This is a genomic window from Sulfurimonas sp. ST-27, assembly GCF_048081595.1.
Lineage (GTDB): Bacteria > Campylobacterota > Campylobacteria > Campylobacterales > Sulfurimonadaceae > Sulfurimonas > Sulfurimonas hydrogeniphila.
Genome location: NZ_CP182226.1, coordinates 952113 through 976778, shown reverse-complemented (window position 1 = coordinate 976778; position 24666 = coordinate 952113). Strand labels below are relative to the sequence as shown.

At 36.4% G+C, this 24666-nt stretch carries 29 protein-coding genes; 21 read left to right on the top strand and 8 right to left on the bottom strand.

Translation table 11 applies throughout. The features are described 5' to 3' along the window. Window positions 1-4 precede the first annotated feature (4 nt). Entirely contained in the window at window positions 5-1594 is a 1590-nt protein-coding gene (locus ACM66U_RS05145; protein WP_151900537.1) for an efflux RND transporter permease subunit, read from the top strand. Then, on the top strand, window positions 1594-3309 hold the full coding sequence (locus ACM66U_RS05140) for an efflux RND transporter permease subunit (RefSeq protein WP_151900538.1): 1716 nt from the start codon (window positions 1594-1596) through the stop codon (window positions 3307-3309). The genes ACM66U_RS05145 and ACM66U_RS05140 overlap by 1 nt, the downstream gene beginning before the upstream one ends. On the opposite strand, the gene ACM66U_RS05135 is transcribed toward ACM66U_RS05140, so the two are convergent. Further along, window positions 3306-3935, bottom strand: coding sequence for a class I SAM-dependent methyltransferase (locus ACM66U_RS05135; RefSeq protein WP_151900539.1), 630 nt, complete (start codon window positions 3933-3935; stop codon window positions 3306-3308). The two genes, ACM66U_RS05140 and ACM66U_RS05135, sit on opposite strands and share 4 nt — an antisense overlap. 191 nt (window positions 3936-4126) lie before the next feature. Here ACM66U_RS05135 and pgsA point away from each other — a divergent pair, with 191 nt between their 5' ends. The 12 genes from pgsA (at window position 4127) to ACM66U_RS05075 (ending at window position 13927) form a co-directional block, all read left to right on the top strand. After that, entirely contained in the window at window positions 4127-4681 is a 555-nt protein-coding gene (gene pgsA / locus ACM66U_RS05130; RefSeq protein WP_151900540.1) for a CDP-diacylglycerol--glycerol-3-phosphate 3-phosphatidyltransferase, read from the top strand. Then, window positions 4678-5730 carry an RIP metalloprotease RseP gene (gene rseP, locus ACM66U_RS05125; protein WP_151900541.1) on the top strand — a complete coding sequence of 351 codons (1053 nt, stop codon included), beginning with the start codon at window positions 4678-4680 and terminating at the stop codon, window positions 5728-5730. The genes pgsA and rseP overlap by 4 nt, the downstream gene beginning before the upstream one ends. 166 nt (window positions 5731-5896) lie before the next feature. Beyond that, entirely contained in the window at window positions 5897-7171 is a 1275-nt protein-coding gene (locus tag ACM66U_RS05120) for a tyrosine-type recombinase/integrase (protein ID WP_151900542.1), read from the top strand. A 43-nt stretch (window positions 7172-7214) separates the two neighbouring features. Continuing rightward, on the top strand, window positions 7215-8267 hold the full coding sequence (locus ACM66U_RS05115) for a hypothetical protein (RefSeq protein WP_151900543.1): 1053 nt from the start codon (window positions 7215-7217) through the stop codon (window positions 8265-8267). 105 nt (window positions 8268-8372) lie between these two features. Then, window positions 8373-8582, top strand: coding sequence for a DNA-binding protein (locus ACM66U_RS05110; RefSeq protein ID WP_151900544.1), 210 nt, complete (start codon window positions 8373-8375; stop codon window positions 8580-8582). Window positions 8583-8591: 9 nt separating this feature from the next. Further along, window positions 8592-9152: a hypothetical protein gene (locus ACM66U_RS05105; protein ID WP_151900545.1), complete on the top strand. Its 561-nt coding sequence runs from the start codon at window positions 8592-8594 to the stop codon at window positions 9150-9152. A gap of 24 nt (window positions 9153-9176) precedes the next feature. After that, the gene (locus ACM66U_RS05100) at window positions 9177-10775 is read left to right on the top strand and encodes a hypothetical protein (RefSeq protein WP_418641303.1); all 1599 of its coding nucleotides are present in this window, start codon (window positions 9177-9179) and stop codon (window positions 10773-10775) included. Window positions 10776-10941: 166 nt separating this feature from the next. Beyond that, window positions 10942-12765, top strand: a complete 1824-nt coding sequence (locus ACM66U_RS05095; protein ID WP_151900547.1) for a DEAD/DEAH box helicase — start codon at window positions 10942-10944, stop codon at window positions 12763-12765. 58 nt (window positions 12766-12823) lie between these two features. Continuing rightward, entirely contained in the window at window positions 12824-13198 is a 375-nt protein-coding gene (locus tag ACM66U_RS05090; RefSeq protein WP_151900548.1) for a hypothetical protein, read from the top strand. After that, the gene (locus ACM66U_RS05085; protein WP_151900549.1) at window positions 13188-13484 is read left to right on the top strand and encodes a hypothetical protein; all 297 of its coding nucleotides are present in this window, start codon (window positions 13188-13190) and stop codon (window positions 13482-13484) included. Before ACM66U_RS05090 ends, ACM66U_RS05085 begins: the two co-directional genes overlap by 11 nt. Beyond that, complete coding sequence (locus tag ACM66U_RS05080) at window positions 13474-13647, top strand: hypothetical protein (RefSeq protein WP_188109957.1); 174 nt, start codon at window positions 13474-13476, stop codon at window positions 13645-13647. Before ACM66U_RS05085 ends, ACM66U_RS05080 begins: the two co-directional genes overlap by 11 nt. 85 nt (window positions 13648-13732) lie before the next feature. Further along, window positions 13733-13927 (top strand): hypothetical protein, encoded by a 195-nt coding sequence (locus tag ACM66U_RS05075; protein WP_151900550.1) that lies wholly within the window; start codon window positions 13733-13735, stop codon window positions 13925-13927. 1027 nt (window positions 13928-14954) lie between these two features. Here the strand turns inward: ACM66U_RS05075 and ACM66U_RS05070 are convergent. Further along, window positions 14955-15170 carry an XRE family transcriptional regulator gene (locus ACM66U_RS05070; RefSeq protein ID WP_151900551.1) on the bottom strand — a complete coding sequence of 72 codons (216 nt, stop codon included), beginning with the start codon at window positions 15168-15170 and terminating at the stop codon, window positions 14955-14957. A gap of 148 nt (window positions 15171-15318) precedes the next feature. Here ACM66U_RS05070 and ACM66U_RS05065 point away from each other — a divergent pair, with 148 nt between their 5' ends. The 6 genes from ACM66U_RS05065 (at window position 15319) to ACM66U_RS05040 (ending at window position 17878) form a co-directional block, all read left to right on the top strand. Then, complete coding sequence (locus tag ACM66U_RS05065; RefSeq protein ID WP_188109958.1) at window positions 15319-15477, top strand: hypothetical protein; 159 nt, start codon at window positions 15319-15321, stop codon at window positions 15475-15477. Further along, window positions 15477-15746, top strand: a complete 270-nt coding sequence (locus ACM66U_RS05060; RefSeq protein ID WP_151900552.1) for an SH3 beta-barrel fold-containing protein — start codon at window positions 15477-15479, stop codon at window positions 15744-15746. The genes ACM66U_RS05065 and ACM66U_RS05060 overlap by 1 nt, the downstream gene beginning before the upstream one ends. Before the next feature lies 1 nt (window position 15747). Then, a complete protein-coding gene (locus ACM66U_RS05055; protein WP_188109959.1) occupies window positions 15748-15918 on the top strand; it encodes a hypothetical protein in 171 nt (56 codons plus the stop codon). Window positions 15919-16021: 103 nt separating this feature from the next. Further along, complete coding sequence (locus ACM66U_RS05050) at window positions 16022-16357, top strand: hypothetical protein (protein WP_151900553.1); 336 nt, start codon at window positions 16022-16024, stop codon at window positions 16355-16357. A 380-nt stretch (window positions 16358-16737) separates the two neighbouring features. Then, window positions 16738-17412, top strand: coding sequence for a YggS family pyridoxal phosphate-dependent enzyme (locus ACM66U_RS05045; protein WP_151900554.1), 675 nt, complete (start codon window positions 16738-16740; stop codon window positions 17410-17412). 70 nt (window positions 17413-17482) lie between these two features. Then, window positions 17483-17878, top strand: a complete 396-nt coding sequence (locus ACM66U_RS05040; protein ID WP_346388643.1) for a DUF6858 family protein — start codon at window positions 17483-17485, stop codon at window positions 17876-17878. On the opposite strand, the gene ACM66U_RS05035 is transcribed toward ACM66U_RS05040, so the two are convergent. After that, window positions 17875-18528, bottom strand: coding sequence for a tRNA-uridine aminocarboxypropyltransferase (locus ACM66U_RS05035; protein WP_346388642.1), 654 nt, complete (start codon window positions 18526-18528; stop codon window positions 17875-17877). The genes ACM66U_RS05040 and ACM66U_RS05035 overlap by 4 nt on opposite strands. 26 nt (window positions 18529-18554) lie before the next feature. Between ACM66U_RS05035 and ACM66U_RS05030 the strand changes: the two genes are divergently transcribed. Then, on the top strand, window positions 18555-19808 hold the full coding sequence (locus tag ACM66U_RS05030; RefSeq protein ID WP_418641302.1) for an NAD(P)/FAD-dependent oxidoreductase: 1254 nt from the start codon (window positions 18555-18557) through the stop codon (window positions 19806-19808). A 66-nt stretch (window positions 19809-19874) separates the two neighbouring features. On the opposite strand, the gene ACM66U_RS05025 is transcribed toward ACM66U_RS05030, so the two are convergent. From ACM66U_RS05025 to htpX, 5 genes are read right to left on the bottom strand one after another with little or no spacing between them, the layout of a single operon-like run. Further along, entirely contained in the window at window positions 19875-20648 is a 774-nt protein-coding gene (locus ACM66U_RS05025) for a DUF695 domain-containing protein (protein WP_418641301.1), read from the bottom strand. A gap of 5 nt (window positions 20649-20653) precedes the next feature. Next, window positions 20654-20995: a hydrogenase maturation nickel metallochaperone HypA gene (gene hypA, locus ACM66U_RS05020; RefSeq protein ID WP_418641300.1), complete on the bottom strand. Its 342-nt coding sequence runs from the start codon at window positions 20993-20995 to the stop codon at window positions 20654-20656. Continuing rightward, window positions 20988-22661, bottom strand: a complete 1674-nt coding sequence (locus ACM66U_RS05015; RefSeq protein ID WP_418641299.1) for an enoyl-CoA hydratase-related protein — start codon at window positions 22659-22661, stop codon at window positions 20988-20990. Before ACM66U_RS05015 ends, hypA begins: the two co-directional genes overlap by 8 nt. A gap of 10 nt (window positions 22662-22671) precedes the next feature. Beyond that, window positions 22672-23787 (bottom strand): NAD(P)/FAD-dependent oxidoreductase, encoded by a 1116-nt coding sequence (locus ACM66U_RS05010; RefSeq protein ID WP_418641298.1) that lies wholly within the window; start codon window positions 23785-23787, stop codon window positions 22672-22674. A 3-nt stretch (window positions 23788-23790) separates the two neighbouring features. Continuing rightward, the gene (gene htpX / locus ACM66U_RS05005; RefSeq protein WP_151900562.1) at window positions 23791-24654 is read right to left on the bottom strand and encodes a protease HtpX; all 864 of its coding nucleotides are present in this window, start codon (window positions 24652-24654) and stop codon (window positions 23791-23793) included. Window positions 24655-24666: the final 12 nt, after the last annotated feature.

Here is a 24666-nt window from a genome sequence, read left to right as displayed (position 1 = left end):
AAATATGAATCATCATAAGCCATATACACCTAAAGATGTCGCAGGAAAACTGGCAAAAACATTTTTAAGAAATCCTTTGACCTCTGTTTTGGGAATTTCACTGCTTGTTATCGGTTACCTCGCCTTAATGATTATGCCTCGTGAAGAAAATCCGCAAATGGTTGTCAGTGGATCTACCGTCATAGTAGCTCTGCCGGGTGCCAATGCCAAAGAGGTAGAAAAAATCATAGTCAAACCCTTAGAACGAAAGCTCAAAGAGATTAAAGGTGTAGAACACATTTACGGCACGGCTATGGACAATGTCGGGATTGTCAATGCAGCCTTTTATATCGGAGAGAAGAAAGAAGATTCAAACCTCAAAATCTACGACAAAATCATGCAAAATGCCGACATGTTTCCAAAAGGGGCCATGAAACCGATTATCAAGCCTTTGGATATTGACATTGACATTCCCATTGTAAGTGTTGCCTTTTATTCCCATGACAAAAACATGTCTCAAACAGAACTCTATGACAAAGTCAAGCAAATCCAGCACCATATAAACGGTTTGAACAATGTTGCCGTTACAGCACTCAAAGGCGGTCACAAACACCAGTTCAACATAGAAGTGGATTTGAACAAACTCTCAGGCTATAACCTTTCTATGGGACAAATCACACAGGCTGTACAGGCAGTTTCCTATAATGTACCTGCGATTAAAAACAAAACAAAAGAGAATGAAATTGTAATGGTTGGCGTAAAAAATGCCATAGAAGATGCAAAAGATGTCGGAGACATCATTGTTGCACAGTATATGGGTTCTCCAATTTATTTGAGACAGGTTGCAAAAGTGACAAACTCTTATGATATTCAAAACTTCAAATCGGCACTTATCAGCAAACGAGAAAAAAACGGAAAATTTATGCCTTTTGAAAACCAGGTGACACTTACAGTCTCAAAACTGCAGGGAACGAATGCCGTCATTATTGCAGATGAAGTCAAAAAAGAACTGCAAAACTACAAAAGCGAACTGGACAAAAAAGGCATCAGTTATGTCATTACCAGAAATGACGGAGAACGTGCAAATGATGCAGTAAACGAACTTGTAATGCACCTGGTTTTATCTATTGTAATTATCGCGATTCTTCTTATATTTGTACTTGGCTGGAGAGAATCACTCATCGTAACCTTTACGGTTCCTGCAATTTTGGCAATTACTCTGTTTGTAGCCTATTTGAGCGGTCAGACCATTAACCGTATTACTCTTTTTGCATTTTTGCTTTCTTTGGGGCTTTTGGTTGATGCTGCTATTATTGTTATTGAAAATATTCACAGACACTACCATTCTGTCGAATCTGCCCATGAAAGCAATGATGAAATTATGATCAAGGCAACAGATGAAATCGGTGCACCGACAAATATCGCCACACTTGCCATCATTATGACAATGGTGCCTATGGCATTTGTCGGCGGTATGATGGGACAGTTCATGAAACCTATTCCTGAGAATGTTCCCGTAGCACTCATTGCTTCGCTCTTTGTAGCTTATATATTTACACCTTACCTTGCCGTGAGAATTTTAAAACGACCAAAACATGACAAAGGAGCGCATTAATGTTTAAGAAATTTGAAAAACTTGTACTACAAGGCATACAAAGTTCTGCGCAGAGAAAATTGATACTTATCGGTACATTAATAGCATTTATCATCTCTATTTTAATGATAGCACCGACTGAAATTGTCAAAGCAAAGATGTTGCCGGGAAAAAACAATGATACTTTTACCATCTATGTGAAACTGCCAACAGGCAGTTCGATACAACAGACCCAGCAAGTGACACAATGTGTCAGCAGTTATATTACTCAAGAAAAAGAAGTGCGTGATACCGAAGTATTTTTAGGCATGGGTGCACCTCTTGATTTTGCCGGACTTATTAAAGGCAGTCAGTTTAAAAACTCTGAAAATGTTGCAGAAATTGTCGTAAATATCACAAAAAAACATGACAGAGAAGAGCCTTCTTATTTGATGGTACAGCGTCTGCGTCCTGTTATTCAAGATGCTTGTGAAAAGCTCTATCCAAATACACATATCTCTTTTGTAGAACCGCCTGCCGGTCCTCCGACACTCTCGGCTATTGTTGCTGAAATATACGGTGACAATGCACAGGGCATAAGAAAGCTGGCAAAACGTGTTGAAAAAGTTTTTCAAAATACACAGGGGCTTGTTGACATTGACATTATGGAAGATGATATATACGATAGTTTTGAAATAATTGTCCATACAACAAAAATCGCAAAATCAGGTCTCACTGTCAAGCAACTCAACAATATTTTATACCTTGCTTTTGAAGGGATGGATATATCTGTAAAAAATTCAGACAAATACAGCGATCAGATTCCTCTCTTTTTACGCCTGTCGGACTCTTCAAGAAGATTTAGCAAAAAAGATTTGGATTCTGTAAAAGCAAAACTGGCTTCACTCAAACTCATGAACAACAAAGGCATGATGGTACCTGTCACGGAACTTGTTACCGTAATTCCTAAAAAATCAAATCCGATGATCATGAGTAAGGATTTGCACCAGATGACCAATGTTTTAGCCGAAACCGATATGGTTTCTCAGGTTTATCCTCTGCTTGATGCAAGAAATACAATTATCAACAGTTTTGGTGATGAATACAAAGTCGAAAAAACAGGTCTTTTTGATTTGCAACTCACAGACAAAGCAACAGGAAAAGTCTATAAACTCATTTGGGACGGTGAAATGAAAGTCACAATGGATACGTTTAGAGACCTGGGCGGTGCTTTTATTGCGGCTCTTATCCTTATCTTTTTACTGATGGTTATCTATTATAAAAGTTATACACTCAGCGGTATCATTCTTTTAGGTTCTTTTCTTTCTATCATCGGTGTCATATTCGGTCACTGGATTATGGATATTTTCACGGCAGACACCTTCTTTTTAACGGCAACATCCCTTATCGGATTTATTGCTTTAATCGGAATCAGTTCGCGTAACTCTTTACTGCTTATAGACTTTACAAAATCACTCATGAGTGAAAAGGGAATGCACAAGGCCGAAGCAATCGCCTATGCAAGTGCTACACGGGCAAAACCTATTTTCCTGACAGCCATCGCCATTATGCTCGCTTCTACACTGCTTGCAAAAGATGCCGTCTTTGGAGGACTCGGTGTTGCTCTTATATTTGGTACGGTAGCGGCAGTGGTGGCTTCACTTATCGTTGTCCCTGTTCTGCTTTACATGTCAGACTTGGAAAGCCATTTCCATTTCCATGAGAAAAAAGCCGTTTCAGTTGAAGATCCTGTCTAGTTAGACAGGATTATCAGCCTTTTTTCTATAAAAAGGTTTGAAAATCCAAACTTTTCTTCTATCCACTCAAAGGTCTTTTTTGTATAAAAAAAGACATGGGTCGGATCATTTTTATAATACCATGAAGAAAATTCTACACGCTCATCATAGATGTCTGTCATCAGATACAATTTTGCATTTTCTTTTAACATAGATTTTAAAAGTGTAAACTCTTTTGCGGGACGGTAAAAATGCTCTATCACCTCACACGAAGCAATATAATCGTATTTGTTTTCCAAAAGCTCTTTGTTTGGATGAAAATACGGATCATAAGAACGAATATCATAACCTTTTTCCTGCATGACCTTTGTAATGATTTGTGAGGTTCCTGCCCCAAAATCAAGTCCTTTCTCCTCTTTTGAAAAGTCTTTTTCAATATTTGCGGTAATGGGAGAAACAAACTTTCGATACCCTGCATCTTCGGCATTATCATCATGGAGTTCATAGCGCTCTTTTTCACTTTGTGCATCCGGCAAGTCTGTTTCATCAACAAATATTCCATGACAGACCTTACATGCAAAGTACCTTTGATTCTCTTCGTATAGCAAACCTGCACTGTTTTGGCATAAGGGACATATTTTCTTCATGCCTAATCTTAGTCTATTAGGCTTTAATAAGTAATAAATAGATAAAATCTCATTACTAAAGTTTTCGGAGCCTAGGTTTTAGCCTTTCAAGACATATAGCCCAGACTAAAGTCTCAATAACATTCGGAACCGGTACTTCAGTGCCGGCTCCCAAAGGGATACTGAACTTAAATGACATAAAAAGGAACTTTTTGCTTAATTTGCCGAATTTATTAGCATCTTTGCGTATTCTCATTGCGCCTGTGATGTTTTGGATTATACTCAATCCCCAAATTTTTACCGACAACGGGTTTGATATAACATGGAACTACTATTTTGCCTCACTTTTGTTTGTTTTGGCATCTGTGACTGATTTTTTTGACGGCTATATCGCAAGAGAATGGAATCAAATGACAATGCTCGGCGCCATCCTTGACCCGCTTGCCGATAAAATGCTCACACTTGCGGCATTTTTGGGGCTTATGGTTATGGGAGATGCTTCTCCCTGGGCAATTTACATCATTATAGTTCGTGAGCTTTTCATCACAGGACTTCGTACCGTTGCGGTCAGTGAAGGTATCAGCGTAAAAGCATCCTGGTCTGGAAAAGTAAAAACAGTAGCACAGATGATAGCCATAGGGTTTTTACTGATGCACTGGCCATATGGAGCGGCACTTCTTTGGTTTGCCGTATTTTTAACTGTTTATTCGGGCCTGGAGTATCTTTGGGGATTTAAACAAGCGATTGTAAAGGAGCACAAAGCATGAGTTGGATTGTTTCACTTTTAGTCCTCTCCGGACTTATATTTTTCCATGAGCTTGGGCATTTCACCGTAGCACGCCTGATGGGTGTCTATGTAGAAGTATTTAGCATAGGTTTTGGAAAACGTCTTTTTACTTTTCGGGCTTTTAATACAGAGTGGAGTATTTCAGCCATTCCTCTTGGCGGCTATGTCAAGATGAAAGGTCAGGATGATGCGGACCCGAGTAAAAAAAGTTACGATGCAGACAGTTACAATACAAAAACGCCTCTGCAAAAGATTTTAATTCTTTTAGCCGGTCCTGCAGCAAATTTTGTGCTTGCATTTATACTCTATTTCATTATAGCACTTGGCAATCCTCAGGTTTTAGCCCCTGTTGTGGGAACGGTTATCAAAGACTCCCCTGCCTATGTTGCGGGTCTTGAGTCCAATGATACCATTATGAGTATAAACGGCAAAAAAATCACAAGCTGGAAAGAGATGGCACAAATGATTGCAGAGGCAAAAGGCTCTGTTGCACTGCAGGTGGACAGAAACGGCTATCTGAAGCTCATAACACTCAAACCAAAACTGCAAACCGCCAAAAACATGTACGGAGAAGATGTCAAACGCAAAATGATAGGCATATCCGCTGCGGGTGTCATGCATGAACAAAAACTGGACTTCGCAGACAAATTAAAATATGCCACCGATCAGACTGTTTTTGCCTCTACTTTGATTTTTACCGGTTTGAAAAAACTCGTGATGGGGGATGTCCCGGCTTCGGAAATGGGCGGAGTTATCTCCATTGTAAAACTCACATCCGATGCAACGGCAGTAGGCTGGATGAGTGTTTTGTTTTTTGCGGCATTGATTTCTGTAAACCTCGGGGTACTGAACCTGCTCCCTATTCCGGCACTTGACGGCGGACATATCATGTTTAATTTATATGAACTCCTCTTTAGACGAGAACCGAGCGAAAAAATAGTCATTAACCTGACAATAGCCGGCTGGGTCATACTCTTCGGGCTTATGGGACTTGGAATTTTTAACGATATTAACAGATTAGTTGGCTGATAAAATTACAGCTAACTACAACTGCCCACAAATACCCCAAAATTAGGGCTTCTAAAGAACTTCTTAAACTACAAGACGCTACAATGAAATATAAATAATTACAGAAATCCCTACTTTTTAGGCTAAAAATGGCAAAAAGTAGGGATTGTGTTCAAAGGTCGTATTTATGGGTTCAAAAGCACTAAAACCACAAAAGATTAGAATCAACAACAATACGGCTTCTGGTATGTATATTCTTTTGTATGATGATGAAATTAGATTTACAAAAGACAATGAAACAAAACCGCCAAATAGAATTTATCAAATACAAATTGCAGTTGAAGCAATGTACAATCATAAAAGATGTAGAGGTAAAAAAAACTTTACTATCCATAAAGGTACAAGTATCATCAAAGCAGTTGCAGATATGCAAAAATACAAAGTCGAAATGCAAACAACGTTGCGGGAAAAAGGAACACTCAAACAAGAAAGAAAAAATTTCAAGCAGATCAACAGCAAGGACAGAAAACTATCATCTGTTTATGAAGCATGGATAAATGGAAAAAAGATTAATCAAAGTCCGACCACTGTTCGCCTTTATGATGGCTGCTATAATACACATCTTACAAAGCTCAAAAATAAAATCATTGATGATATTACCGAAGATGATATCCAAAACATTATAAATACTATGCTTAACAATGGCAAATCTCCATCAACTATAAATATGGTAAAAATGGTTATGAAGCCACTTTTAGATATTAATGATGTGCAGCTTAATTGGAAGAAAATAATATTGCCAAAAAATGATAAAAAAAGAACTTTTAAAGGAACTGATGAAGATGCAAAAAAAATAACAAAAGCACTTTTAGAATATAAACATCCTATTATGAGAGGTATATTCGCTTTTTTGCTTAGTGGCAGGAGGATAGGAGAAACATTACAACTTGAATACAAGCATATTGATTTTAATTCTGATACTTTTACGTTACCCAAGGAAATAACCAAAACAAAGACATCATCCACTTATGTTTTAACTCCCCTGCTTCTTAATGCCATAAAATCCCAAAAAACGACCACAGGAAAAATATTTGCACTCAAAAGGGATGCTGTAAACTATCATTTCCATAAAGTTATGCAAAGCATTAATGTTCACAATATGGTTATGCATGACATACGCTCAATGGTAGCAGTTGTTGCACTTAGAAACGGAGCTGACATATACGCAGTAAGTAAAATGCTCTCACATAAGCTTTTATCTACTACTGAAAAATCATACATTGGAAACGGCACGGAAAGAGCTATAGAAGCCCAAAATACTTTTTTAGCAGTTGCAGGCAACACTGGCAATGTAATAGATGTCGAAGTGAGTGATACTGACACCGAATATGAAGCACTAAAAAAAATATATCCAAATGCAACAGATGAAAAAATATATGAGATTATGGAGATGATGAAATGAAAAATATTCAAGATGTTATAGATGATATTTTAAGGGGCATGTAATGGCAAGACCAAGTAAAAAAACTTTAGAACTAAGAAAAAAAATATTAGATACTGAAATATTTAAAAGAGATAATAGCATTTATGAAACACTTAATGATATCGCTCAAGATAGTAACAAATACTCAATTGCATATTATTTTTCCTTAAAATGTTTTTCAAGAAATCCAGATAGGGGAAGAGGAAATATTGTAGCTGACATAATAGAAGAAAAAATGAAAAGTGACCTTAGAAAAGAACAGGCATATATTTTATTAAGAAATCTTAATGAAGATATTGCAGAATATTACTTAACTGTTCTTAAAGATGAAAAACTTTTTTATCAAGACAAAGAGATGATAAACAACAAATATTTTATTGAAAATGAATTAGAGGTTGCTATTATAAAAAATGCTCTAAGCAAAGACAGAACAAAATATTTTTTTAATGAACTTATTAGCTTAACATTAAATGATATGACAGATAATGAGTTTATTGATTTCCCATTAACAAAAATTGAAAAAAACGAGATTATAAATTCATTAAATGAACATGGATGGAGAGCTGATAAAACAATAATTCATTTATCTGTATTGCCTAATGAAATTGAAAGTATTTTAAATGATAATAAGAATAAAAATGTATTTGCAGAACTTGACTTAACAAAATCAAAAGAGGAAATTTTAGAATATGTTTCAAAACTAAAAGATGATTTTGATGATGACCCATCACAATTTCCAAATGCCTATGAATTTTTAGGAGAAAAACAAGAGGTATTTAGTTGCGATTTGAAACAATGCGACATATATAAAGATACACGAAGTTTAAAACCTATTAATGGAAGATTATCTGATGTGCTTTTTATTTATGACTGTAAAAAAGTCAATGAGATTTTAGGAGCTGATGTATTTACAAATGAATATATTACAGATGAAATAAATAGATACTGGCAAGAAATAAAAAATATTTCCACTGATGGGTTTCATTCTTTAGATGAATATTATGCACTTGCAAAAGAGTACATAAACAATCAGAAATACAAAGATTATTTAACAGGAATAAAACATCCACTATAAAACTAACTTACAATAAATGGGGTTATTGAAATCCCGTTAAATACCTCTTTTTAAATCTTTTTTTTAGTATCAAAATACCCCTATCAAAACATAGGAGTACATCAAATGACAACAAACTACACGGACTTAATCCCAAATAAAGTTTTATTTAACCTAAGAGAAATTGACGACTTGGGTATTATTAAGATGGATATGGCAAAAAAGCTTATTTCCAAAGGAATACTTGAAACTGTACGAGTAGGAACAAAGATACATGTATCGAGAGCCGTACTTATAAAGTACCTCGAAGATAACACCGTAGCAGTAGCAAGTTAGGTTACTGTCATGTCAAGCATCAAACATTATGTATATGCAGCCATAAAAGATAATCCCTCACGCTATGCCGTTGATGGTGGCGACTTACACCTGATAAATGACTACTTTATATCGCAAGGGTGGCAACCTTTGATGATTGAGCAGCATAAGGCTATTGCAGGAGTGATACGACAGCGAAACGAGTTCTTAAAAGACGATACTAATCGTGCTTATGATTTACGAAAAAGAAAAACGGCTTATGTACATGTAGGGCAGACAAGTATCTTTGATTTTTTAGATGCTGACACAAAAGAACAGCTGCCTAAAATCATAAAATATTGGAGTGCTGATGCTTCACGCTTTGAGTATTCAAATAGTAGAATTAAAAAAAGCATAAGAGGCGTTGATGATGAGCATATAACCGCTGCAAAAGTGATGTTGCCTCTCCTTGTAGCAAACCCACAACTCAAACAAAAACGAGTAAAAAAAGCGAATATTGGAGACACACACAAAGTACCAACCGACCGAGCTTTAAACAATGTTTATGATGGAGTATTGGAGACAAATTATGATGAGGTAAAGCAAGGGTAGCACCCCTTGCCTATAAATGCATAAATGAATTGTAGCACAAATTCTATACTTTTATCAACCACAATCGCTGCCAATAAAAAATCAGTATATGGTTTTGAAGTGACAGAACTTGCTTCACTTGATGAGCTGATTCGTGTCATGAACACAAAAGCGGTATCAAGTGGACTTTATCTCAACGGACACAGGCATCAAAACTTCTTAAAAGCGTGTGGCAATGTTTACTTTATTGATATTGATGTAGCACCAGTAGCCAATGAAGTTCCTTACTATAAAACAATCGAACAAAAGTTAAAAGATAAAAATGTATCTTTTGTAAGCGTACCAAGCCAAAGTGCAAATGCGTACCCTTATAAAAGGCACATAGCAATTATTCTTAATGGATGCTTACCAACAAGCACAAAAGCTTTTAAACTTGCTTCACTTTTCATACTTGATTATTTATGCATTGACATTTCAAAAATAGATGAAGCGGTGGCAAATGATGTTACACGACAATTAGCACCGGCAAATATAAATCATAACTTTACAAATATTGATGAGATGTCAAACTATTATGAAAGTGAGCCTTTATCACTTCCAAGTGAATACAAAGCCAAATACACCACTCAAAATGAACATAGCAGCGATATTTCAACAAACAGTATGATAACTTTTGCAGATGGCACGACCGTATCAATTTATGATGCAAAAAAACTTGTAAGTGCCGGTAGCAATAAATCTTGCTATTGTGTCAATCCAACACATGACGATACAAATCCAAGTGCAACTTTTTATCACAATGTGAACGGAACTGTAAAACTGTTTTGCGGAAAATGTGGCAATATTAAAATCTCAACTCATTTTATTCCAACTACTCCAACAGTTGCACATCAAAATTACAACTATTCGATTGTCATCAAAAAAGATGATACAAGCCCTACAAATGATTTACTCGCAAAAATAGGCAAATATACATACGAAACACAACAAAGCTTAATTTGGCACTTCAAAGTTAATTCTATGAGTGATATCTATATGCTACTTCTTGCAAAATGCTATTTAGTTGATAATTGTTTTGAAGTATCGACAGTAATGCCAAGTAAAGTAGCACAAATACTTTTAAATGTTGATGTGTTGAAGCCTTTGACCGTAAACCAAACATTACCGACTGTTTTTATAAAAGCAACTTCAAAATTGACACCGCTCCAAGTCCGGTATATGCAAATGAAGCAATACATACAGCGAAGCGGTTACTTATTTGTTGAAGCATCAATATTTGCTACATTTCAAAACATTATCAATCCAAACCGTGATTTTATCACTACATGTAATCTGGGTTTGGCATATTTTGAACACATACTAAAAGTACAGCAGGAGCAACAGGGCTTGATGCAAAAGGACAAACTATTTCCTATGAAATTACAAGGCAAGGCAAAAGTGAAAGCAAATCAAAAGCGTACAGAAAAATCAACCAAAACAAAACACTCAAATATGACAAGTAAACAAAAGCAGGTTATGAAGCTTTTAAAAAATCCAAACTATCTTAAAAGTAATGGCAAACCAAACATCACACTTATAGCAAATAAATTAAATATGCATCGTAGCACTGTTCATGAATATATAAAAAAGGTGAGTAACAAATGATGAATAATATACATTTATATAGCAGATACATATCCGACACTTTTAACACCTTACAAAGTGCGAATTTTAGGGCTTTAAAATCAGTAAGCAAATACATATCCGACACTAATCCGACACTTTTTAAATTTAAAAATATCAAAAAAACTAATAAAAAGGAGTATTTGAAATGATAACTTTACGACCATACCAAAAAGATATCATCCAACAGGCGACCAAAGCAAAAGGCAGTGTTTTAGTTGAAGCACCCACAGGATCAGGTAAAAGTGTAATGGCTTCAAAGATAGTTGAAAATGAAACTTTAACAGGTGGCAGTGTTTTGATAGTTGCCCCAAAAATAACACTGCTTGAACAACTTGCAGATACATTTCAAGACCTCAACCCTCAAATAATTCACGGTAGAAAAGATTACGACCGTAAACATAATGTATTTGTATCGACACTGCAAACAGCTCATAAAAAAGATTTAGGTTTTGTACCAAGTATGATTGTCATTGATGAAGTGCATTTTGGATTTAGCGGAAAGATGATTGAACAACTTCTGCAAGATTTTAAAGGTAAACTTGTAGGACTTAGTGCAACACCTTATGACAAAAGAGGCAAACCGTTGCAAGGTTTCGAACTACACATTAACAAGTATGATTTAAACTATATGATAAGCAACGGCTATTTAGTTCCGCTTATAAGTTACCAACCCATAAAAGTTAATCTCAAAGATATACGAACAACGGCAGGAGATTATAATCAAAGCGATTTGGAAGAAAAATTTAATACTATTGAAAGTGTTATGCAGGTGGTGGATAGTACAAAAAAGATGATACAAAGACGTAATCAAGGTTTGGTGTTCGGTATCACAATTAAGCATAGTGAAGCCCTTGCAGATGCATACAATGATGCAGGAGTTCCAACAAAGGCGATACACTCAAATCTTAGTGCTGATGAACAACAACAGATAATGAGCGAGTTTAAAAGTAAAAAGCTAAAACTACTCACTAACCCGGATATGCTCACAACAGGCTTTGACTATCCACCGTGCGATGTCGTTGTTCTTGCACGAGCTACCAAAAGCCAAAACTTATATAAGCAGATGGTAGGACGGGTATTACGACTTGCGCCAAATAAAGATAATTCTGTCTTGCTTGATTGTGCAGGTGTCATAACTGATTTAGGATTACCGACTGCACCCATAAAGCCAAATAAAGAAAAAGTAACTGATGCAATAAAAAGTACATGTAATGAGTGCGGAAGCAGTCGAGTATATCGAACACTGAAAAATAATCAGGCTTTTAAGGTATGCGCTGCATGTGGATTTGATGAAATTGTCGAGAGTGAACAAGGGTATGAGTGTTGCGAGTGTGGATTAATACACGGCAATGATGCAAATTTCTTTGTCAAAGATGAAAAGTTATTTTTGAAGTGTAGCAGTTGTAAAGCATCAACGGTTATAAGTGAAGCAACCACACATGATGAACTCAAAGCAATATTTGATAAAAACATTGTTGAAGCGATTAAGAGCAGAATAACCGCACAGTATGTTACATGGCTGATTGATAATCATAATGCAATGTTTCCATTTAATAATGCCGTTATACAACAGATAAAAGCACTCCATAGTTATATTGAAGATAATCCACATGTGCTTTACAACTTCAACAGCAGCATGATTAAAAGTGACGGGTGGAGCATTGTAGAATACAAACAAAAGCCTGCAATAAATATTGAAACATTGAAACAAAAGTTTTTTAGCATCAAGGGTACCGGCATCATTGAAGCGATAAAAAATTTAAATATTGTGCTTGAAGCCGAACATAAAAATGTCATCAATGATGATGTACTGCAAACAGTTGTGCATCAAATCAACAGCTCACGGATAAACGGCATTGAAGCAATGACTATCCAACGACTTAAAAATATTTATAGCAATAAAAAAGATTGTAACAGCATAAAAAACTTTGTGCCATACATTGAGCGCAAACGAGGAGCGTCTCCTTAATATCAAAAATAAATATTCACAAAAAATACATTACAAAAAAGAAAAAGGACTAAAAACAATGCAAAATACAGCAGTAAAAACAAAAAGAAAATATGAGAAAAAATTAACAAATGCTATTAAAAAAGTAGGCGGTATTTCTCTTAAAAAAGAGGGTGTAAATATTGACTTTATCTCATTAGCAGAACCAAAAGGGTTATATGCAGTCGATAACTATGATATTGATTTTGTGAAGATAGAAGCAATAGTGCAAGAAGTATCAACAGGCGAGGTTATGGCATTTAATAAAGAGTTTGGAGTAATGCGGTTAGAGTTTGATTTTATGGGAAGTAGAGAGGCGTGTTATAAGTTTCTACTTGATGAAAAAGAGAATGATGCCGAAGCAATAGCACGACTTCATTTAACTATAAACGAAGGGGCAAGTGATGAAAAATAATGAACTTACAATAGCCGAACTTTTAGAGAGTGCTTCTCCTGAAATGTTAGAGATTATTAAAAAAAGAGTGATGGGAGAAGATATAAAAAAACAGGCAGGTAAAAAGTACGAAGCATATTTAAGTTGTGCTCAAAATAATTACACTTCACGGGTAAATGCTCAAAACCTACTGGCATTAGAAAGCGGACTGCTGCAAAATTTACAACGTGTACAGGAAGCACTCGATCAAGAGTGGAGCATAGAAGACCAAAGAACGGCAAGAGAGGTTTTGGAAGATGGAAAATGAAATAAAAATAACACATATACATCAAGGCAAAGATGACGAGAGCAGCTTTATAGAGTTTATCAAGTTAGATAACGGAAAAACTTTATTATTGCAATGGAACTCTTTTATAAAGCGGTTTGGCGTTGAGGTCATAGAAGCCTTTAAAACCTCAAGACCACAATAACAAGTATTTGTACTTCCAAGCCGAAACAATGGCTTAGAGGTGCATTTATGTTAAAATAACCACTACATCAATAAAAGGCGTGTAAGTGGAATTTTGGGAACAAAAGAACAGATTAAAAAGTAAACCTACACTAAAGAATAAAACCATCTTGACGCTTGAACAGATTTGTAAAAAATATAATCTATCAATGGGAATGGCTATTGAAAGCATTTTTGATAATAAAATAGATTATTTATCGGAACATGAAGAAGTTAAGGATATGGGCTACATGAGCTTATGATCCAAAGAATGTGCCAGGAAAGAAGAAACTATGCAGCGTTGGCAACTCGTCTAACTTTGTGTGTTCTCAAGCAGAAACTTAGCACAGTTGCTTACTCATCTAACTTTGTACGAATTTGGCAGAAACTTACCGGCAAGTAAACATGGTCCAAAGAATGTGCCAGGAAAGAAGAAACTATGCAGCGTTGGCAACTCGTCTAACTTTGTGTGTTCTCAAGCAGAAACTTAGCACAGTTGCTTACTCATCTAACTTTGTACGAATTTGGCAGAAACTTACCGGCAAGTAAACATGGTCCAAAGAATGTGCCAGGAAAGAAGAAACTATGCAGCGTTGGCAACTTATAATAAAAAAGGTACTCCTTAGAGGTTTATCACTTGCGGGTAGTGTGAACCTCATCATTTTACTATTTTACTTTTTTTTTCAAAGTGTAAAGGAATTTGGTTATTTTAATATTTCTTTAAAGTGTAAGCGAACAGGTGTAAAGGAATTGCGGTTACATGTAAAGGATAGTGTAAAGAATAAAGCCCTACACGCCTTTTTTACTTCAAAAGCGATAATGATACATCAAAAGAGAGTTAAGAGGTTTTAGCGTGATTTTTGTGATGATTTTAATGTAATCTGTAAGAAGCCTAAGAGGTGGTTAGTCTCTTAGGTTGTAGTTATTGCTTTATAGCAAAAAGTAAATACACTATTGCTATAAGCAAATAGCCTACGGTATGAAGATTGAAAAAATCGGGTATCATTTTTAAACCTTACAACAATCTAACCCCATAACCCAACCATCTAAAAAATAGACCAAAAAAAAAGCCCTACCACTCAATAAAGAGCGATAAGGCTTAATTGTTGCAAAGTTTGATACCCGATTAAAAACTTCACACACAAAGCAACCACGCTTTGATGCAAGAATTATAACACAGTTTATTTAATATGTGTCAATGCCTATAAACGAAATAAGTCAATACACCATCCTAAGGGTATAAACACCATAGTAAAACGCCCTCTAAGGGGTTATTTTAAGAACATAAGCCTACTCTTTACAAACATTAGCACGGATGATTTCTTTTAATTCCTTACAGTCTTTGTTCTCTATGTAGAGATTTAGCCATGATTCTACCCATAAAGGCACATTAGAACTTCCACCCCAATTATTAACTGCTGATGTAGATAGCTCAAATTTTACAGCAAATTCTTTTTTTGAAAACCCAGCTTTTTTGAGAAGTTCGTTTAATTCCATTTTATCCATTTTTACACCTTGTTACTAAAATATGTAACAAATTGTATCATAAATTACATTATTTAGTAACTATCTATTGACTTACTTACTAATATTAGTATATAATACTTGTATAAAAGATAAAAACTTACTTTAATTAGTAACTAAAGGCTAAAAAATGAAAACTTACCAAACACTAAACGACATCAAAGACGAAGTCACAAAAGATGAGCTTTTAGAGATTATCGGATTATCTCTTGATGCTGGTGTATCTATTGAAGAAGCAATAGTGGAGTTTATAGAGGCAAATTATGAAGATTTACAGGAGGTAGCATAATGCAAGTATCAAGATACAAAACAGCGGAACTTATCAAAGCTACAAACGGAAAAATCTTTGCGTGTGAGTTCATCAAAAAAGATGGCTCATTTAGAAAGATGGTGGCACGTCTGGGAGTTGCCAAAAATCTTAAAGGAGGTAAAAACGGAGTGAGTAATAAAAACAGCTTAGTGACTGTTTGGGATATGCTGGCAGGTGGTTATCGTATGATTAACCTATCTACACTTACAGCGTTAAAAGTTGCAGGTGTTAAATACGAGGTGGTATAAGATGATAACAATCACAGTCACTGACAAAACAGCCGAAGCGATAAATATCCTTAATGATAGATATTATTTCGGACTGTTTGAGCATTTAACCGCAAATAGTGAAGAAGAATATCTTTTCAGAGATGCAATCGAGAAGATAGCAAAATCAATTCAAGAGGAGAAAAGAAAATGAAAGTAAAAGTGTTCCTGCCGTATGGCTACAAGATATTACATGTAACAGGTGCTGATGGTATTCAGTCAATAGCAAAAAAATATTTAAGATGGGAGTATGTGTCATGAGTACAGAAAATAAAAAATTAATGTTATACGGTTTCAAAGATTTAGATTTGCAAGTAAAAAAGCTTGAAATGGTGGAATTGTCTCTAAGAGAAGATATTGAAACATACATGTATATGTTAGAAGATAAAAAAGAAAACAGCAGTGCGGAAGACGTTAGATTTATAATGCTTGATTTATTGACAGCTATACGAAGAAACGCAACGGCACTTGATGGTTTTATAGATGATATGAAGAAAGCAAGTGTTAGAAAACTAAAAGAAGACAATCCGCGAGCCGGAGAAATAGAAATCTATTTTAATGAAGATTTTAAAAAACAGTTTGCCAAATGGTAATAGTTTTCGGTCGAAAAATTGGCGACCCAATATGAAAGTGGCAAAGGAAGAATAGATAAAAGACGGCAAGATTACGGCAAGGCGGAGGGTATATAAAAATTCTACATGTAATAGCCTTTTGGTTCATCGGACACTTGGTCACGATTTTATCGGCGTTATGTTTCAGAATTTAAAAAAGGTTTCACTAAATATAGTAGTAAATTTATTGTAAAGAAGTAAATAGTATAATTCTGTAAAAATATATTATTGTATTTAAAAAAATCCCTACTTATTTTAGTATTTCTATCATAAAGTAGGGATTTAAAAACAACTATAAGCACTACAATTAGGGCTTTAATTGAATTTTAACAACGATATTAACAGATTGGTAGGATAAGAAAATGGACGAAATTGAATACAAATTATATATAGATGATGTTATCAGACGGGTTGAGACGGCACGTCTAAAGGTAAGTGAACACCATATAGTAAAAATTGTTGCTGTGAGCAAATACTCAACGGCTGATGAGATAAAAAGACTTTACCATATCGGTCAGCGTGCTTTTGGGGAGAATAAGGTACAGGATTTAAAAGCAAAAGCAAAAGAGCTTGAAGAGTTGCCGCTTGAATGGCATTTTATAGGCAATCTGCAAAAAAACAAAATCAACAACCTTTTAGATATTAATCCAAGTCTTTTTCAGGCACTTGATTCATTGGAACTTGCCCATGAACTGCAAAAAAGACTTCTGGCAAAAGAGATGACGCTTGAGTGCCTTTTGCAGATCAATTCGGCAAAAGAAGAGAGCAAGCACGGTGTTATGCCTGAGGATGCCATAGAAACCTACAAGCAGATTATGCAGGAGTGTCCGAACATACACCTTAAAGGTGTTATGAGCATAGGCGCACACAGTGATGATGAGCAGCTTGTAAGAAAAAGTTTTGAGACGACCCATGCAATCTATGAGCAGCTTCCAAATGCAACAATCTGTTCTATGGGAATGAGCCAGGATTTTGAGCTCGCTATTGAGTGCGGGTCAAATATGGTTCGCCTTGGCTCCATTATGTTTCCCAAGTAAGTTTTTTATCTAATCTAATTATAATTATTATAAGATATACTTTAAGCAAAATTATAATTAGGATTAGCTGATGACAAAAACAAATTTTATGGATAAGTATCCCGTCTTTTCATTACATGTAAAGAAAAATGAAACAAGTTTCAAAAATGCAGATGAAATTATTGCATATTTTCAAGAACGTATACAAGAACACCCTGTAGCTACTTTTATAGCGATTTTCGATCACTATCAACACACATCCTCATTACAGGACGCTACTATTGCCCCTGAAATCAAAGATGCAAAAAACATTGTATTTTGTTTTGGCAAACAGCTGCCAAATGCTAAAATACTTGCAGTGCGTCCCAGAAGCATAGGTGTTTGTGAATTGGATGACAGTTTTGAGATCAGTTTTTTAGAAGTTCCAAATGAACAACTCCAAAACGTTGTTTATGAATGGGTACAGGCACTAAAAACTCAAGCCTAGTTTACTCTTCTCTTAAAGCGTACCGCGTGAGAGCGTGGATTTTGTATCAGCTCTTTTTGGTACGCTATCATTGCATGAAACGGTTTTAAAAAACCGGCTAACTGTTCTTCTTTAATCTGCTCTATTTTCCACTCCTGCAACAACTCCAAAACAACCAAAGTCGATTCTATTGTAGAGAGATAATTTTCATCCGGCTGTATTTTTATTTGATATTGTGACGTTTTTGTCGTTGTAAAGCTCATGTGTTTGAGTTTTTGCAGGTTTTTACTTTGTGTAAACATCTTTTTTGTACAGCTCCACGTAGAGTCTATCAAAAAAATCGCCAGAGGCTTTTGGCTTCTTTTTGGATTTGCAGTTGTCAGGTTCACAGCATCTTCTGAGGGGAAAAGTATATAACTCTCATGTGTGGCAATAATCTCATTAATTCTGGTGTTACATGTAAAGTCTATGCCGACAAAAAGTTCGGAATTGTCAAGACTCTGATGCGTGAAGTGCCCTGTATTGTTTTTGACCTTTTTAAACTCTTTGGGGTGCATCAAAATGACAAATTTTGTTTGTGTCTGTATATGCTCAAAATGCCCGCACATGCAGGAACTTTTTGGTCTGTAACACTTATAACATTTTTCTCTGTCGCCGTAATAAGTTTTCATTAATGCTATTATACTAAAATTACAGAATGATTGAACCAGAGAATAAAAAACATTATGATGTCATCGTTGTCGGAAGCGGTGCAGCCGGAATTATTGCAGCAATAGTTGCGGCACGTGAAGGCAAAAAAGTCCTCCTTTTGGAAAAGCTCTCAAAAATAGCTTCCAAACTAAAAGCCACAGGCGGTGGCAGATGCAATCTTACAAACACCCTTTCAAATGAAGATTTCATGGCACGTTTTGGAAGAGAGGGGCGTTTTATGCAAGATGCACTCAAAGCCTTTGACAACAAAGCTCTCGTCACTTTTATGGATGAAATCGGTGTAGAGACCCATGCCCCTGACGGATTTAGAATTTTTCCCACATCACACTCTTCTGCCACCATCATTGCCGGGCTCCAAAAAGAGATGCTCAGACTCGGCGTCAGCGTTACATGTAACCAAAGAGTCACAAGGCTTTTGGCAACCGGCAATCACATAGACGGGGTTAAAACACAAACAGATATCTTTTATGCACCCAATGTCATCATCGCAACCGGTGGGCTTGGTTACCCTGTGCTTGGTGCTGAGGGTGACGGCTACAATCTTGCCAGTGAAATCGGGCATAAAGTAACCGACCTCTCCCCTGCCATGATGCCCTTAAAAACAAAAGAGAGCTGGGTCAAAAACTGTCGGGCTGACACCATTGCCAAGGTTGAACTGCGTGTCAATCTGAAAAAACATAAAAAACTGCGGGCAAAGGGTGATTTGATTTTTACAAACTCCGGCATACGAGGACCCGTTGTGCTTGATTTTGCAAGAGAAGTCACACCGCTTTTAAAAAAATACGGTGAAGTGCCACTGCTGTTGAATCTGACAAAGGGAAAAAATGAGGAACAGATACGCGAACATTTTAAAAAAGAGAGTGCAAAAGAAAATATGACAAACATCTTGCAACTGCTTAAAACTCTTTTGCCGGAAGCACTTGGCCTTGAGCTGTGCCGATTAGCAGACATAGAGCCAGACACACCATACAAAAAACTCGAAGGGAAAAAACGAGACAGACTTATTTCACTCTTGGCATGGACACCCCTCACCGTTACAGGACATGACGGCTTCAAAATGGCAATGATAACAAGAGGCGGCATCTCCCTCAAAGAGATCAATTCTAAAACAATGCAGAGTAAGATTATGGACGGTTTGTATTTTTGCGGCGAGGTTATGAACCTTGACGGTCCCTGCGGAGGCTACAACCTGCAATGGAGCTTTGCCAGCGGCTTTCTTGCAGGCAAACTTTTAAAATAAAAAAGCTTAACTTAATGACAGTGAGGTTGAAACCCAGGTTTCAAGAAAGTATCGAAAATACAAACTTTACTTTTTTTGAGTCTGCCACAGTGGTTTTACCAGAGCACACTCCCAACCGTCATATTTTCCATTATAAGCTTCACTTACATCTATAAGTTCCACAGTCAAAGCATCTATGTCATAATAAAAGGGCTTGTCTTTTCTGTAAAAAGAAATACCGTACATTGTTTCATCTCTAAAAAGCACTTCACTTCTTTTTTGCTCTGCAAATCCCATCTCCTGAATTTTTTGCACAAATCCTTCTCTGTCATCATTACATGTAAAGTAGCTTTTATGTTCTATTGCCCTTGCCTGATGAAGGTCATCACCTTGTTCTTTAAGGTTGTCGCAGGCATGATGATTGGTGATGATCTGCCACTCTTTTACAGTCGGAAAGAGAAGTTTTTGATAAACCTCCCATTCGCTGTCTATGCGTGATCCAAACTCATAACTGTACTCAGGAAAATGTTTCATCGCATCTTCGACTGTATTTTTCCATTCAAAATCCATTTTCAAAGCATAGATAAAATTTACTGCACCCTGTGTAATAATACGTCCTATATATTTTCCGTTGCGATACCGCAAAGACTCCATCTCCAGCCTGTCTTCTATAAATCCGACATCATCACCCTCTTGTTCCCAAACCAGACCGTCCTCTTTTGGATTATTCAGTTTTACTTTGACAAATCCTACATACATGTACTCTTCATCCGGTACGCTGTCCGCCACACCTGCATTCAATGACACCATCGCCGCATGCCCGTCAATAGGCTTCATATACGCTTCCCAATACTCTTGCATTTTCTTTACTCCATTTCCAAACTCATAAGGAACATATCTTCCCCGTCTGTTACATTGACATCAACCGAACCACAACTTTGACAACAGTAATGAATTTTTTCAAGTTCACTGACTTCTTCACAACTGTTGCACTTTATCCTGAGCGGCTGAATGTTCATGACAAACTCCGCACCGTCGGCTATGGTCTTTTCCTTAAAGGTATTAAACGCAACCTCAAGAAGATGCGCTTCTATACCACTCATAACACCGATTTTTACAATGATTTTTGTTACTTTTGTTGCTTCATTTTCTTCGGCAATATTTTCAATCTGTTCCAATAGTGCCTGGACTACACTGTACTCATGCATTTGCTTTTCCTGAATGATTATTCGTTATTGTAGCTTTTAGTCGCTGTGGTGTTTCTAAAGGGCATATTTTATAGACAAATTCATAGCGTTTTTTATGAAAAGAGCTGCCTTCTTCCCAAAATTCCGGGTACATCACTGCTATTTCTTCTTCACGATGATGCTCTATCTGTTTTTTATGTGATTCTATGTATTCCTCTTTGTCCCATAAAAAATCTTCCAATTTTTCCTCATCACAAATAAGTTCCAAACAAAAATTTTCAAGTTCTTTTCTATACTCTTTGTGAGCAAAAAGTTTGTCCGCCAAACCTGTCTCTTTTGCTTTGCCTGCACTCAAAGGCAGACACTCCTCTAAAATCTTCTCAGCATACTCTTTACCGACCCGCTTTGGTAAGCTGTACGTGTGATACTCACTGCCACTGAGGCGCAATGTTTTATAGTGGGGATTAAGCACAACCCCTTCTTTTACCACAACATAATCACAGGCAAGTGCCAAAAAAACACCACCTGCTCCCGCATTTTTATGAAGAGAAGCTACAGTTACTACATCATCAGCAAACAAAACACTTTTTACCAAATCATTCATTGCATTGATATTGCTCCAGCCGTCTTCGCCGTTTTTCTTGCTGTCTTCTAAAATATTCAGATGAATGCCATTACTGAAAAAATCCTCTCCGCCCATCAGCACAACAATTTTCACCTGCTCTTTGATATATTCAAAAGCATATTTTAATTTCATACACTTGTCACTGCTGAAGGCACCGTTGTGAAAATTGAAATACAAATATGCCACTTCTTCTTTTATATCACAGCTTATTTCATAAAAAGTTTTATAATTTTTATCAAAAATCAAAGGCAGTCTTTGCTCTTTGACACCTTGCAATCGTTCTTTTAAAACATAGGTGGCAGGAAGTTTGAAACGATTTGGCTCTTTGAGATGGGTAATCCAGACCGCTCCGTCAACAGTTCCCAGACAGATGGCACCGTCTCGTTTGGCAAGAATCTCTTTTGGTTTACCTTTTAGTTTTTCCTCTCTCCATGCTCCGTACAGGTAACATTCTACTTCTAAAAGTTCATCTTTTACTCCAGGATGAGAATCACTCATATATATTTTTTTTAGAATTTCCTGTGTTGTGTCTTTCTGCCAGTTAATCGCTCTGTCTTTTTGAGACAGAGCCTGATGCATCGGTAAATTTGACTGCGATGTAAACTTTTTGCTCTGTATATTTTCTAAAAAACCATCAAGCATACTGTAAAAAGTTGTTATGACCTCATTTCTGTATATACTTGCTTTGTAAGCTTGCCGCATCCCAAAATTTTGTGTAATGACAACATCACCACTGTCAAATTCTCCATTTGCTTTAAGAACAGTAACTCCCCACTCTTTTTTGTCAAGCCTGATGGCATTATCTATCGCATACGCCCCTCTGTCACCCAGTACACCAGGATGGACAATGTAGGTATCAATGTTTTCATAAATCTTTTTGGGTACAAACTTCTTTAAAAACGGACACAAAATAAAATCGGGGCCAAAACAAAAAACCTCATCTATCATCTGTTGTTCATTGATGGCAAATACCACATCAACACTGTACTTTCTGTCTTTAAAGTAAGTATATGCCACCTGTGTCAAGGAATTAAATGCACTGACAAGAAGAGTAATTTTCATTTAAAAAAACTTATGACTTAAGCTTAAGCGGAATTTTGTAAAACTGTTCTATCGCTTTTTTTCCCAAATACCCGAGTATTCCATCTACTTTTACAAATGATGCTGTTGCAATGGCAAATTTTCCTCCAAGGGCTATGGCCAGACCGTAAATTTTTATGTTTGCTTTGATAAGCGGTTTTTGTTTGATTGTACGGAGGATATTTTTTGCAGCGATGACTCCGCTTTGTTCTGCGGTTTGTGCGGTTTGCGGTAACGGTTCACCTGTTTTGTCTTTTAAAAATGCACAATCCCCGATAGCAAATATATGTTCATCTACTCGCAGATACTCATCAACCTTTAAAAGATTTTTCTCTTTTTCAAAGCCAAGATTTTTTATAAATTCACTTACTTCGAGTCCAATGGCTACAACCCCAAAATCAAACTCTATGAGCTCATCCTCAAGGTGCAAGCTGTTTTCTTCAACTTTTTGTACCATTTTTTGCAGTATGCGTATGCCGCTGTTTTGTAAAGTTTGCAGTGCTTTTTTTCTGGAGTGTTCATCAAGTTCACTCAAAAAAGCATCTGCAATCAAAGAGATTTGTATCTCCTGTGCCAAATTTGATTTTAAAAGATAATTTTGCATCTCAGCAGCAATTTCAACACCACTCGAACCGCCGCCGATAACAACTATGTTCGTATTTTTTTTCTCTTTTTTGAGATGTTTTACGATGGTGTCCTCAAAAGATTGTTTCAAATGCAAAGCATTTGAGAGATTTTTAACTTCAAAAAGATGATCATTTTTAAAAATAGAAGGAAGCAGTGTCTTTACCCCTACTGCTATTATGAGGTAGTCAAAAAAATATTCTCCTTCTTTACATGTAACCCTATGTGTATCCACCTTGAAAACTTCATCCTGGATAAACCAAAAATTTTTATCTATCCCTTTGACAAGACTGTCCAAAGGGATGATGATATCATCCAAAGAACTGTTCAATGCAACAAGATTATAACTTTCTGTCTGCAGATAATGATAGCGGTTTTTATCTATCAGCATTACCTCAATGTTTTCATTGTTGGCCAAAGTTTCCAGTGTTTTGATACCGCCATAGCCACCACCGAGAATAACAACTCTTTTTTTTCTGTTCATCTGTTACCTTCTGCTGTATTCCTGTATATGTTCAAGTCGTGCTTCTATAGGAGGGTGTGAGGCAAAAAAACTTCCTAAAAATCCGACTATTCCAAATGCTCTGTAATCATCACTGAGTGCCAATTCTTCTTTTGGAATACGCCCTAATTTCGCCAGTGCATAGTATATTCCCTGCGGTCCACTCAAATCAACAGCCCCTTCATCTGCACGATACTCTCTGTGTCTTGAGTACCACATCAGTATAGCAGTAGCAAACAGAGAAAAAATCATCTCTAAGGCAAAACTTATCGCAAAATACATCATATGATTTGTATTGCCGTTTCTGTCTCGCGCAACCATAGAAGCAAGTAAACGGGAGACAAATATGACAAAAGTATTCAAAACTCCCTGCATAAGTGTCATCGTGACCATATCACCATTTTTTATATGACTTATCTCATGTGCAAGAACGCCCTCTATTTCATCTTTGTCCATACTCTCAATAAGTCCGGTACTCACAGCAACAAGAGAATTGTTTTTATCCCAGCCTGTTGCAAACGCATTCGGTGGTGCATCAAATATACCAACTTCCGGCATACCTATATTTGCTTCAACGGCAAGCTTGTGGATTGTACCCAAAAGCCACTCTTCAAAACTGTTTTGCGGTGTATCTATCAGCTCTACACCCATGCCTCTGACAGCCATCCATTTTGACATAAAAAGAGAAATAAAACTTCCACCAAAACCAAAAAGTGCAGCCATCATAAAAAGCCCACTCATACTCTGTTGATCAATATAAATACCAAAAAAACTGCTTAGAATAAAAAGTGCTACATACAGTGATGCCATAACAGCCAGGTTCATTACTATTAACATGATTAAAGACATAGTTTTCCCTTT